This window comes from Ochrobactrum sp. PL_is501 (assembly GCF_055816895.1).
In genome coordinates this window covers 190566-203097 of the sequence record NZ_JBVPGR010000038.1, presented here as the reverse complement: position 1 = coordinate 203097, position 12532 = coordinate 190566, and the positions used below count along the sequence as shown (strand labels likewise).

At 58.7% G+C, this 12532-nt stretch carries 11 protein-coding genes; 2 read left to right on the top strand and 9 right to left on the bottom strand.

The window, feature by feature from the left end; translation table 11 throughout:
- Nucleotides 1-57: 57 nt before the first annotated feature.
- Genes AC0TOF_RS18205 through AC0TOF_RS18195 form a run of 3 tightly spaced genes read right to left on the bottom strand, consistent with a single transcriptional unit; the run spans nt 58 to nt 2824 of the window.
- Nucleotides 58-714, bottom strand: coding sequence for a PIG-L deacetylase family protein (locus tag AC0TOF_RS18205; protein ID WP_473769277.1), 657 nt, complete (start codon nt 712-714; stop codon nt 58-60).
- Complete coding sequence (locus AC0TOF_RS18200) at nt 711-1520, bottom strand: sugar phosphate nucleotidyltransferase (protein ID WP_122002502.1); 810 nt, start codon at nt 1518-1520, stop codon at nt 711-713. The genes AC0TOF_RS18205 and AC0TOF_RS18200 overlap by 4 nt, the downstream gene beginning before the upstream one ends.
- A gap of 2 nt (nt 1521-1522) precedes the next feature.
- A complete protein-coding gene (locus tag AC0TOF_RS18195; RefSeq protein ID WP_473769276.1) occupies nt 1523-2824 on the bottom strand; it encodes a methyltransferase domain-containing protein in 1302 nt (433 codons plus the stop codon).
- A gap of 329 nt (nt 2825-3153) precedes the next feature.
- Here AC0TOF_RS18195 and rfbC point away from each other — a divergent pair, with 329 nt between their 5' ends.
- Nucleotides 3154-3678 (top strand): dTDP-4-dehydrorhamnose 3,5-epimerase, encoded by a 525-nt coding sequence (rfbC, locus tag AC0TOF_RS18190; protein WP_473769275.1) that lies wholly within the window; start codon nt 3154-3156, stop codon nt 3676-3678.
- Here rfbC and AC0TOF_RS18185 read toward each other — a convergent pair.
- The 5 genes from AC0TOF_RS18185 to AC0TOF_RS18165 form a co-directional block, all read right to left on the bottom strand.
- Entirely contained in the window at nt 3641-4981 is a 1341-nt protein-coding gene (locus tag AC0TOF_RS18185; RefSeq protein ID WP_473769274.1) for a DUF4910 domain-containing protein, read from the bottom strand. The two genes, rfbC and AC0TOF_RS18185, sit on opposite strands and share 38 nt — an antisense overlap.
- A complete protein-coding gene (locus tag AC0TOF_RS18180) occupies nt 4981-6042 on the bottom strand; it encodes an NAD-dependent epimerase/dehydratase family protein (RefSeq protein ID WP_473769273.1) in 1062 nt (353 codons plus the stop codon). The genes AC0TOF_RS18185 and AC0TOF_RS18180 overlap by 1 nt, the downstream gene beginning before the upstream one ends.
- A gap of 119 nt (nt 6043-6161) precedes the next feature.
- Nucleotides 6162-7484 carry a glycoside hydrolase family 140 protein gene (locus AC0TOF_RS18175; protein WP_473769272.1) on the bottom strand — a complete coding sequence of 441 codons (1323 nt, stop codon included), beginning with the start codon at nt 7482-7484 and terminating at the stop codon, nt 6162-6164.
- Nucleotides 7481-8836, bottom strand: coding sequence for a glutamate-1-semialdehyde 2,1-aminomutase (locus AC0TOF_RS18170; protein WP_473769271.1), 1356 nt, complete (start codon nt 8834-8836; stop codon nt 7481-7483). The genes AC0TOF_RS18175 and AC0TOF_RS18170 overlap by 4 nt, the downstream gene beginning before the upstream one ends.
- A 25-nt stretch (nt 8837-8861) precedes the next feature.
- Nucleotides 8862-10094, bottom strand: a complete 1233-nt coding sequence (locus tag AC0TOF_RS18165; RefSeq protein WP_473769480.1) for a glycosyltransferase family 4 protein — start codon at nt 10092-10094, stop codon at nt 8862-8864.
- A 254-nt stretch (nt 10095-10348) separates the two neighbouring features.
- On the opposite strand from AC0TOF_RS18165, the gene AC0TOF_RS18160 reads away from it, so the two are divergent.
- On the top strand, nt 10349-11629 hold the full coding sequence (locus AC0TOF_RS18160; RefSeq protein ID WP_473769270.1) for a polysaccharide pyruvyl transferase family protein: 1281 nt from the start codon (nt 10349-10351) through the stop codon (nt 11627-11629).
- On the opposite strand, the gene AC0TOF_RS18155 is transcribed toward AC0TOF_RS18160, so the two are convergent.
- A complete protein-coding gene (locus AC0TOF_RS18155) occupies nt 11558-12523 on the bottom strand; it encodes a glycosyltransferase (RefSeq protein WP_473769269.1) in 966 nt (321 codons plus the stop codon). The genes AC0TOF_RS18160 and AC0TOF_RS18155 overlap by 72 nt on opposite strands.
- Nucleotides 12524-12532: the final 9 nt, after the last annotated feature.

The following is a 12532-nucleotide window of genomic DNA, read 5'->3' as shown; positions in this document are numbered from 1 at the left end:
AGGTAAGACAATCCGCACCCACGATTTATTCCCGAAGCCGCAAATTTTTTATAGCGTTTAGAACAGCCGCAGCTTGCGAGCATGAAAAGCCTCGGCATAAGCCTCGGGCGCACGGCACTCCATGCCGCGCAGCCGGCCAAGCCCGCGAAAGGTTTCTGGATCGAACCAATCCTTGGAGCGCTGGGTGCCGAAGTGCTTCATCAACAGTTCGATCTTGCGATCCATGATCGTTGCTGGCAGTGCCGAATAGGCGTTGGGCTGTCCGAGGTCGCCATCCCATTTCGGGATTTCATATTCAAGGATCACCTGATCGCGAAACAGGTTCCATGTCAGTTCATTGACGGTGCGGTGGTCCTGATGGGCATCGCCATGGCGATGGGTGAAGACCATATCCGGCTGTCCTCGCCCGCGCTGTTCGATCAGCCATTGCTTGACCTCACGACCCTGTGCCGGAAAATAACTGTCCTCGAAAGAGGCAAGATGGATGTTGAAGCTGTCCGCCCCGCGCAGAAAATCGCGTGCGGAAGCTTCGGCCTCCGCCCGCCTTTCCTCGGTTCCCGAGAGCACGCACCATTCCACATGCAGCGGCGTGCCGCTCCCGATCAGGCTCAAAAGCGTGCCGCCGCAACCGATCTCGATATCGTCGGAATGCGCGCCCAGACAAAGCAGCTGTAGCGGACGCTTGGGATTTGCCAGCGAACGCAGGTCGATCATAGCGCTATCGCGATGTTGGCCGCACGGCGTTCCGCCTTGTGTCTTTTCCAGGGCATGTCGCCCTTTTCCACCATGTCCTCAAGCGTCTGCCAGTCGCGCAGCGTGTCCATGGAGCGCCAGAAGCCCTCATATTTATAGGCCATCAACTGGTTTTCGGCGATCAGGCGACCGAAGGGCTCCAGCACCAGTTCCTCGCCTTCGCGCATATAGTCGAAGATTTCCTTGCGGAAGAGGAAATAGCCGCCATTGATCCAGATGTCCGATGTGTTCGACGTTCGGAAAGCCCGCACGTCGCCGCCTTCGGCAATATCGGCAAGGTGATAGGTCAGCGGCGGACGGACGGCGAGGAAACAGGCGATCTTGCCGCTGGCGCGGAAGCGCTCGGTCATGTCATCGAGGTCGACATCGCTGAGGCCATCGCTGTAATTGGCGAGGAAGATATCCTCGTTCGCCACATGGGACCGGGCGCTCCACAGCCTCTCGCCGATATTGCGCCAGATGCCTGTATCGAGCAGCGTCACGCTCCAGTCGCGATCCACTTCCTCCAGCAGTTGCACATTGCGTCCGCCGTCGGAAACCACGCAATCCGCGAAGGTCTGCGGACGGATGGTCAGGAAGAAATCCTTCACCACATTAGCCTTGTAGCCGAGGCAGAGAACGAAGTCGTTGTGCCCGTAATCGCTGTAATATTCCATGACGTGATGCAGGATCGGCTGATGGCCGAGCGGGATCATCGGCTTCGGGATAGTCTCCGAATATTCGCGGATTCTGGTTCCAAGACCGCCGCAGAACAGTACGACTTTCATGATTACCGCTCCTCTGTGAGTAGTGCCGGATCAATCAACGTGACATGCGGAATGGGAATGATGAACTTCGCGCCCCATTCGACCACGTGCTGCATCTGCCTGATGATCTCGTCCTTGAAGTTCCATGGCAGGATGAGAATGTAATCGGGCCGGTATTTGTCGATTGCCGATACATCGTAGATCGGGATGTGCATGCCCGGCGTGAAGCGCCCATGCTTGTAGGGATTGCGGTCGACTGTGAAATCCAGAAAATCCGTGCCGATGCCGCAATAGTTCAAAAGCGTGTTGCCCTTGCCCGGCGCGCCATAACCGCAGATGCGTTTTCCCGCATTCTTGGCCGCGATCAGAAAGGACAGAAGATCGCGCTTGGTACGCCGCGTCTTTTCGGCGAACTGTTGATAGGTCGCAATCTCGTTGAGGCCGAAACTCTCCTCGCGCTTCAAAAGGGCGGCCACACGCGGCCCCGCCTTCCGCTTGCTGCTATTATGGGCAAGATAGACCCGCAACGACCCGCCATGGGTCGGCAGTTCCTCCACGTCAATGACCTTGAGGTGATGGCGATGCGCCATGTAGCGGATTGTCAGCAATGAGAAATACGAGAAATGCTCGTGATAGATCGTATCGAACTGGTTCTGTTCGATCAGGTTGGCCAGATGCGGAAACTCCAGCGTGATCACGCCTTCCGGTTTCAACAGCAGTTGCAGGCCGCGCACAAAGTCATTGAGATCAGGCACTTGCGCCAGAACGTTGTTGCCGATCAGGAGGTCGGCCTTGCGGCCTGCGCCTACCAGTTCGGCGGCAAGCGTCGATCCGAAAAAGTCCACGCGCGTCGGCACACCCTTGGCAATAGCGGTTTCCGCTACATTGGCCGCCGGTTCGATGCCGAGGATCGGGATGCCCTTCGGCAGAAAATGCTGCAACAGATAGCCGTCATTGCTGGCGATCTCGACCACGAAGCTGTTTTCGTTCAGCCCCAGCCGCTCGGTTATCTCATCGCAATAGGTTTTCGCATGGCTGACCCAACTGGTCGCGAAGGATGAGAAATAGGCATATTCCGTGAAAATTTCGGCAGGCGAGAAATATTCCTTCAGCTGCACCAGGTAACAATGGTCGCAGACAAGCGCATAGAGCGGGTAATAAGGCTCCATACGGTCGAGGCGATCCGCCGTGATGAAGCTCTCGCAGGGCGGTGACATGCCGAGATCGACGAAGGTGTGCTTGAGTAGTTTACCGCACAGGCGACAACCGGTTTGCTCTTGCGCCATGCTCGTGCTCCGCGAAAAATCCGGCGTCTGGATGGTCATACGTCATTCCTCGTCTTTTGAACCTGTACGGCCCGCCCCTTGTGGGATTGAACTCCGATCCGCGTCGGATAACCAAAACTACTAAGCAGCCTGAAAATTGCCGAGACTGTCATGGGGAGCGAGCCGCACATACGATCGGGCGCGACATTCACCGGACGGACTACGCGGCGTAAGCGTGCAATCTTCACCCAATGGCGGCGTGGGCGTAGACGCCTACCTCATTCGGACAACTTGGCCTCATCCGGAAGTCCATTCGGATGCATCGAAGAAGGTTCTATCGCGTGAGCGTCCTGCTGTCAGAATGCCGATATAGGCAATCGGGGCAAAACATGCGGTTTACTTCGCTCAACATCGACGGCGCCTGGTCTATCGAACCGGAAAGGCTCGAAGACGAACGCGGCTGGTTCGCGCGGGTTTATTGCGAGGCCGCATTCGCCGAGCGAAAGATGGAAACGCATTTTCCGCAGCACAGCCTGTCCTTCTCGCGTGAGGAAGGAACATTGCGCGGCCTTCATTATCAGAGCGAACCGCATTCGGAGACGAAGCTCGTCACCTGCCTGCAAGGGATAATCTGGGATGTTCTGGTCGATCTGCGCCCGCATTCGCCAACCTATCGGCGCTGGACAGGCCTGGAACTATCCGCCGAAAACGGCTTGCAGCTTTATATCCCTGAAGGATGCGCGCATGGCTTCCAGACCCTGACGCCTGATGTTCTCGTGCGTTACATGATCTCAAAGCCCTATGCGCCTGATTATGCTGCGGGTTTGCGCTATGACGATCCGTCGCTTGGCATACCTTGGCCGAGCAGGCCGAGCGTCATTTCCGACAAGGATCTGGCGTGGCCGCTTCTTTGAGCAGCCCCGCATCACGGAGCAGGTCCGCGGCATCGGCAAGGATCGCGAAAGGCAGTTTCGCCCGCTCCGCCATATCGAGGATGGAATGCTCACCATCTGCCAGATTGAGCACCCAAAGCAGCGCCATGGCATTTTGCGCAGCGCGGCTGTCGCCGCCCATGCTGCCATAAAGCCCGCGCCTTCCAAGCTGCGGTTCTCCCTTCGGCGAAGTATTGACTGGACGCCAGTTTCGTTCAGCAATTTCAATGGCCTGCATGACCATATTGAAAGATTGATCGAGATATTCCGGCCTGATGAAATCGAGATTGTCCGCCGATGTATGATATTCAGGAAACGCACCATAGAGGCTGCGCTGGAACATGCCGACCGGCAGGTTGAATCCCGGCGAACAGAACTGGCGCTCATCATAACCATAAGGCCAGAAGTCATGCATCGTCGTATTGGCGCACCCGGCCAGCACATGCCTCATGATGCGATCAATCTCCGCATCGCCGCGACGACTGCGCTTGTAATTCGGCCCGCCTGCATCACCGACGCAGGACAGGACCAGCCCATGCCGGACCCGCCCCAACTGCGCCTCGTTCTGTTGAAGCCATGCAAGCGCGCCGAAAGTCGCCGGACCAAAAAGCAGCCGATAGGTCAAGCGCGTGCGCCGTGATTGCAGCACTTCACCGAGACGAGCAAGCAGCGCCAGCCCGGAGCAATTGTCGTTGGCGAGCGAGGGGTGGCAAAGATGGGCCGACAGAATGAACGTTTCGTCGGTTTCGCCGGGGTGAATGAACTCGCCGAAGGTCAGGAACCCGTCGCGACGCTCCGCATCGATCACGACATCATAATCGCCCTCCGGCATCGACAGAAACGCATTATGCGCCATGCAGAAGCCCCAGTCCTCCGCGTGATAACAGGTGCGGTAGGGAATGAGGTCCGGCTGATCGGGCAGCGTATGAATATGCTCCTTCAGTGCGCTGAGCGTCATTCTTGTCCGCACGGGCACGCTGAAATTCACGACATGCAGGTTGTGCCGGGCAAAATCGACAACACGATTGCCGCTCTTGTCCGCGATATAGGCTTCGCGAATGATCCATTCCTGCGGCGTTTTCCAGTCATAAAGCGGTGTGCCGGTTGGCACCTGATGGATCGTCAGCGGCAGATATTCCCCGATGACGGCAAGCGTTTCGCGCACCCCATCACCGGCCAGACTGCGGCACAGAGGATAAAGACGGGCGGCAAGATCATAGATCGCCTTTCCGTTCGAGGGCTGCGGAACGGCCCGTTCAGCGCCTCTAACCGCCCCGGTATCCATTACGCCATCGCCCGCAGCGGTTGCGGCTGTTCATCAATCCGTCGCAGATCGGAATCAAGCACGCCTTCCGCTATCAGCTTGCGGATATGGGCGATGCGCTGGAAGCGCGGCCCCTCGAACTCTTCAAGCGTCAGGGTCGAGCGGCTATAGGCTGCGAGCAGTTCGCGCGCACCCGCAACCGCGTCCCACTCCGGTTTGGCTTCCGGCAGCACCCGCGCCAGCTTTTCAAAACTGACACGATAGGAGCGCGTGTCCGGCCCGGCATCATCCGCATAATCGATGCGGCAATCAGGAACATTCTCGGCAACGATGCCTGCAATGTCGCGAATGCGGTAATTGTGCTCCGTCGAGCCAACATTGAAGGCCTCGTTCCAGACTTTTTCACGCGGGGCTTCCATGGCCGCCATGAAGGCGCGGGAAATATCGCGGATATGCACGATGGGACGCCAGGGCGTACCGTCGGACTTGAGATAGATCAGCCCCTTCGTCACCGCCCAGGCAACCAGATTGTTAAGCACGATATCGAAACGCAGGAACGGCGAAACGCCATAGGCCGTGGCAGGCCGTAGATAGACCGGGCAGAAGCTTGCATCCGCCAGTTCCCTAATTTCCTGTTCCGCCCGCACCTTGGAGCGGCCATAGGCCGTTACCGGTTTCAGTTCGCCGGTCTCATCGATCAGGTCGGCATCGCTGATACCGTAATTGCTGCAGGATGAGGCGAACAGAAAACGACCGACACCGGCCTGTTTCGCGGCCTTTGCCATGGCGACGCTTGCCCGGTGATTGATATCGTAGGTCAGTTCCTCATTGAGATTGCCAAGCGGATCGTTGGAAAGCGCGGCAAGATGAATGACCGCGTCGAACCCCTCCAGATCGCGCGGCGACACATCGCGCACATCCTTGCGGATGGTCGGCACATTCATTACCGCGCCGCCTTCCTGAAAAAGGCAATGTTCGTAAAGCCCAATGTCATAGCCGGACACGTCATGCCCCGCATTGATCAGGACCGGCACCATGACCGACCCGATATAGCCCTGATTGCCCGTAACCAATACCTTCATGTCCAGCTCCTCAAGCTTTGATAAATGTATGTTAGCGACGCAGCCCAGGAGCGGCGACTTGACCGAAGGCATGCCCCATTAGGACATGCGTTTATGAAAGGTATGAAAGGGCGTATCGCCTACTCCTTTTGGATGTCGCGCAGGCGCGCGGCGCTGCCGATCAGCAAAAGCCAGTCGGTTCCGCCGCCCGCATTTTCTGCCTGCCGGGGCCTATAGGTCGCGACCGTCCCCTCGATTTTCGGCTGGCCCGCCTCCTCGAACACGCCGGAAACCGGATCGAACCAGATTGCTTTCCCCCCTTGCCTCACCGCATCCTTCGGCACTGCAAAGCCATCGGCATCGCCATAGATCACCGACAGCGTGCCGTCTGAGAGGGATGAGGCATGGCTTTCAGGCTTCAATGCGATACGCTTTTCGCGATCGGGCTGCAATTGCGGCCATGGCAGCCTGTCGAACAGTTTCTTCAACACCGTCATTGATTGCGCGCCGGGGCTATCGAGCGCTTCCTGCCAGCTACGGTCAGCGTTGAAGACACCCGGCCCGGTGAAATGCCAGATTGGATTATTGCCGAAGAACTGCCCTGCGGCACCGGCCAGCAGCGCGCCATAGGCATTGCGGCGGATCATGCTGGCAGTGGTGTCCCGCTCGAACTCGTAAGCGCCCTCCAGCAGGATGACCGGCATCCTGCCCGCGTTTCGTCGGGCAGAAATCGCCGCATGAACATCGTCATAGGTATAAACCGTATCGAATCCAAGCCATGGCTGGTCGGCCCACAGTTCCGCCGTGTTGGTGTTGCGGCCGGAATGCACCGTCTGGAGCGCGTCCGGGGCTACCTGCGCCAGGCCTTCGGCCAGATCAGAGACAAGCTGACGATCCGGCGCATTAAAATCTCCGCCCAACACCCAGATAATATTGTGAAATTTTGCAAACCGCCGGGCAATCGCTTCGCCATAGGCGCGCATTTTTGCGGGTCCGGCAGCTTGAACTCTGGAAAACCAGCCCTGATTGTTGCCATTGACGCCCAGATAGGCTGGCGTCAGGAATACGGCCATTCCCAGTTGCTCCGCCCGCCCGATCACCCAGGCGGCATGGTCGAAATATCTCGGATTGAGCTCGCCGAACGCATCGCCCTCGAAGGGCTTCTCACCATAGGCATTGGCAGGCGGATGGCTGGAAAACCGGTGTTCAAGAAGATTGACAAGAATGGCATTGAAGCCGCGCTTCCTGCGATCCTGCAGATAGATCTCGGCGTCCTCCCGCTTCAGTTCGGCAATCAGCGACCATGCGGTATCGCCTTGCAGCAGGAAGGGCCTGCCCGTCGCATCCTCGAAAATGCGCCGGTCCTGATCGATCCTGATCGGGAAAAGATCAGCCGCATAAGTAACCCCTGCTGCCAAACATAGCAGGATTGTGGCGATCAAAGCCGCTGCGAGGCGCTTCATCGCATCGCGGGCGGATAGGTCGGCGCTTCGTTGAAGCGGCGATAGACCACCTGCGAAGGACGTCCGGTCAGATAGGAACCCACCCCGTCATTGAGCGCTCGAACGTAAATGCCGAGCGCACCGTCGATCGCATCCACCGTGCGCGCAATATCGCTATCGCTATGGGTGTAGCTTACCACCAGCGACGGCATCAGCACGCCGCGCCGGATCGTCTCCTGAAGGAACAGCGTGCGAAAAGCCTGCGACGGCTGGCCCTCTTCATCGAGCGTTCCATAGGCAAGACAGCACGGTCGCCCGAACAGGCGAACATGTTCCTGAAGCCCGTGACCGGCAATCGCTGCATTCACGCCCTCTGCCAGTTTGGAACCTTGCTCATAGAGCCTTTCGATTACCGGCTCGTCGCGATAGATGGTCATCGTGGCAATCGCTGCGGCCATGGCGTGGGTTTCCGCGCCATGCGTGGTCGAGAGCAGAAAAACGCGAGGATGGTCCGTCTGCGTCAAACCGCCAAGCTGCATATATTCCGCCTTGCCCGCGAGTGCGGAAATGGCAAAACCGTTGCCCAGCGCCTTGCCGAAACAGGAAAGATCGGGTTCGACATCGTAAAGCTTCTGCGCCCCGCTCAGGTGCCAGCGAAAGCCGGTAATCATCTCGTCCAGAATGAACAAGGCCCCGTTTTCATGGGCGATCTGCCTTGCTTCCTGCAGAAAATTGCCCTGCGGCTCATCAGCCTTTGCAGGCTCGAGGATAAGGGCCGCGATACGCCCCGGATAATCATCGAACAGGGCTTGCACGCTTGCAATGTCGTTATAGCGGAACGTCGCCGTCAATGCCGAGACCGATGCGGGAATGCCCGCATTCATCTTGGTCGTACCGATAAACCAGTCATCAGTCGAAAAAAATGGATGATCGGCGCAGCAGGCAACCATGTCGCGCACGGTATAGGCGCGCGCCAGCCGCACCGCGCCGGAGGTCGCGTCCGACCCGTCCTTGCAGAATTTCACCATCTCCGCATTGTCGATCAGCTCGAGAAAGCTTTCCGCACATTCGACCTCAATGGCGCTTGGGCGCGTGAAATTGCACCCGTCCTGCAAGGCATCGCGCACGGCACGCACGATGGGCGGATAGGCATGACCGAGGCCGACGGCGCGATTGCCCATGCCGTATTCGATATATTCATGCCCGTCGACGTCGAAGACATGCGAGCCGGAACCGCGCTGGATGAAACCGGGTGCCAGAACCGGGTATTGATCGTCGCCCTTGGCATAGGTGTGACAGCCGCCGGGAATAAGCGCATGCGCCTTGCTGGCGAGCAATTGGGAATTGCGGAACTGCGATGTGAAAAGGTTCATGCCCCTTCTCCTTTCTATTCACAGGTCATGCTGCCGACCATCCCGCATGCAGGCGCTCGCGCATCTGTCGCAGCCAGTTCTTGACCGGCTTCGGCAGGCGGCTGCGCAGGCTGGAATGAAGTGCATTCGGCATCGCCCATTGCGACAGCGCCAGCGGCGCGGCAATGGCCGGACGTTCCATCGCCAGATGTTCAAGAAGGTTCGCATAGGCGCGGCCCACAACATCGTTGTCGAACACGGTTTCCACCTTTTGCCGCGCGGCGGCGGCCATGCCTGCAAGCAGTTTGCGGTCGCGGGCAAGCCGTTCGATATGACGTGCCGCCTGACGGAAATCGCCGACCCGGAACAGGAAACCGTCCTCGCCATCGGTGACGATAGTATCGGTCACCCCGGCGATCCTCGATACAACAGCAGGGCAACCCTGGCTCATCGCCTCGATGAGCGTGAGGCCGAACCCCTCGAAGCGCGACGGCATGACCAGAACGTCATGCTGGCTTACCCGCCACGGAACATCGGAAGGCGCAACCCAGCCCGCAAAGCTGACCTTGTCGCCAAACGGCGCAAGACGGTGGCGCAGTTCCGCCAGATCGGGACCGTCACCGGCGACTGTCAGATGGTAGGGGCAATCGAGCTCGCGCAATATGTTCGGCAGCCAGAAAATGCCCTTGGAGTTGTCCTCGATACGCCCGAGATAAAGCAGGCGCAGCGGACCGCTTTCATCCTGTTTGGCGCCATTGCGCGCCAGATGAATGCCCCGGTTCAATCCGTGCGGGATGACCAGCGTGCGCGCCGCATCAAAACCGTGCTGGCGGACGAGATCGTCGCGGCAGCGTTTCGAAACGCCGACCGTGGCGTGGACATGATCGCGGATCGCCCTTGCCGCCGCATAGGTGCCGGGGGTGATGTTGTGCACGATCATGACGCGCAGAATATCGGCAGGCAGATAGCGGACCAGATTGGTTTCAAAACGGTTGGCGAGAACATTGACGAAAACGGCGTCGAAGCGGTTGTCGCGCAGAAAGCCGATCATGTGCCGGGCGCGGGTTTCTTCGTCGAGCAGCCCCATGCGGTCGATGGCATCGCCCTTGCGCAGCGCATCCTCAAGCCCCTGCCCGCTCGGCACGCTGACCGTATCGCCGGCGGCGCCCGCGGCCAGCCAGCGAAGCTCGATCCCCGACTGGCCCAGTGATGAGCGCAGCCGTGTAAAGACCGAATAGGTCCCGCCAATGTGGGGACGGACAAAGTAAGCACATTTCATGGCCGGAACCTTGTTGCCACGTGACATTGCAAGGGAGCCAAGACTTCGAGGGAACAACTCCCTCGAAGCCTTACTCCGGTATATCGGGGGGGCAATGGATATACCGCTGGCCAGTGTATCGAAATCGCAACGCTGCGCATTTCGGCTATGAGGGGTACATCCCCTCCTACAATAGAGGATGGTGTTCACCCTTCTGCCAGTTTTCCCGAACGCCAGTCCGGCAGTAGCTTCTAGGTATGTCTGGAGTTGCGCATATGCGGGTAGGTCTTTTCGGGCAATTTGGATCGGGCAATACCGGCAATGACGGTTCGCTGGAGGCCATGCTGCAGCTCTTGAAGCGCAACTGCCCCGACGCGCAACTTGTCTGCATCTGCTCAAGGCCCGACATTGTTGCGCGGAAATTCGATCTTCCAGCCCATCCGGTCTCCCGGCCCTATCCATCCAACTGGTTGCTGCGCGCCATCAACAAGGCAATGTTGCATGCGCCCCGCCGAACGATCGGCTTCTGCTGCGCGCTGCTACTCGCTTCTCAACTCGACTTTATTGTCGTGCCGGGCACGGGCATATTGGACGACTTTAACGAAAATCCTTTTGGCTGGCCTTTCGCAGTGTTGCGATGGTCCCTTGCTGCGCGGCTGACCGGCACGCGCATGATTTTCGTGTCGATTGGCGCCGGACCCGTCAATCACCCGTTGAGCCGGTGCTTCGTACGCTGGGCCGCGAAGCTTGCCGCTTTCCGGTCTTATCGGGATCAGGTGTCCCACGACTTCATGAAGCAACTCGGCGTAGCCCCTTCCGGGGATTTCGTCAGCGCGGATATCGCCTTCGCGCTGCCAACGGTTCCGGATGGAATTCAGGATAGTTCCCACCAATGCGTGGGCATCGGTGTGATGACCTATCGCGGATGGGAAAAGGCCGAGAAGGATGGCAACTCGATCTACAGGAACTATGTCGCCAAGATGGCGACACTTGCGAAAAGACTTCTGGACAGCGGGCGACAGGTCCGGCTGCTGATTGGCGACAAGGGTGATATGGCAGCGGCGGGCGACATATTGGAACAGCTTCCTGCGGCGGAAGCGGACAAGGTGATATTTGAGCCATCCGCATCGCTGCACGACCTCATGCAGCAGATAGCCAAAACAGATGTCGTTATTGCCAGCCGCTACCATAACATTGTCTGCGCTCTTGCGATGGGGCGTCCTGCAATCTCGCTGGCTTATGCGAGCAAGAACGATGCGCTTCTGCACGATACCGGTCTCGCGGCCTTCTGTCACCGGATCGATAGTTTCGATCCCGAAACCATCCTCTCCCAGATCGATCTTGCCTTCACGCAGCGAACGGCATTGAGCCAGCATGTCAAAGCCGGGGTGGAGCGCTATCGAAGCAGGCTGGCAGGACAGGAAGAAATCCTTCGCGTCCTTTTTCTCGATCCGACACGACAAAAGGCCGATTGCGCCACCCAGTCATGCGCCGCGTCCGTTGCGCCAGGCGGATCGTTTCAACAAGTAGTCGAACGGCGGCATGACTGCCAGTAAGGGCTCCCGCTTCAGCGCGAACGCCATCAGCGAACCCGCCACTTTCGGCTGCCGCGCCAGACTGGAGATCGCGGACCAGTAGGCGCGCTTGGTCAGGCAATCCCGGACCATCGCGAACAACCGGTCCCGGTGCGGCAGGCTCGCCCCCTCATGATCGAAAAAGGACCGGAAACCAGCCTCGAACTCCCGATTCCAGTTCAAAATGCCATTCACCGCCGCCGACTGGTTCTGGGCGTGCGAACGCGCAAAGGCCTGTATCCGCTTCGTCGATGCAACAGCCCCGCGCATTGCGATGCGCAGCCACATTTCCAGATCGTCCGTATGGGAAAGCGAAGTGCGGTAATATCCAGCCTGTTTCTGGATCGCGGTCCGCACGACTGCGGTGGGGCCGATCACCGGATTAAATGCATGGCGGCAGGCAAATTCGATAAATTCCTCCCCGGAGCGGATCCGCCATTCATCCCCCGCCTGGTCTGTAATAGAGTGATGGGGTTCACCGTCATCGGCCTTCATCCTGCCGGTTGCGCCGTGCGCCAGATGAACGTCCGCGTGTTGCGAGAGCAATCCCGCCGCCCTTTCCAGCGCGCCGCCTGCCAGCAGGTCATCCGAGCAGAGGATCAGGAAATAATCCGATGCAGCCCAGTCTATGCCTTCGTTGAACGAAGCATGCGGCCCCAGATTTTTGCTGCGAAGCAGCAACTCCACCCGGCTGTCCCCGGCGGCAAGGCCCTTTGCCACCTCGACGCTGTCATCGGTTGAGGCATTGTCGATAATGAGCAGGCGGACATTGACGCCTGCCTGACCCAGAACGCTGTTGGCGCTGAGAGAAAGATACTGGCCATAGTTGAAATTGGGGATCACGACGTCAATCGTCGGTAGTTTGTATTTGACCATCGCCAGCCG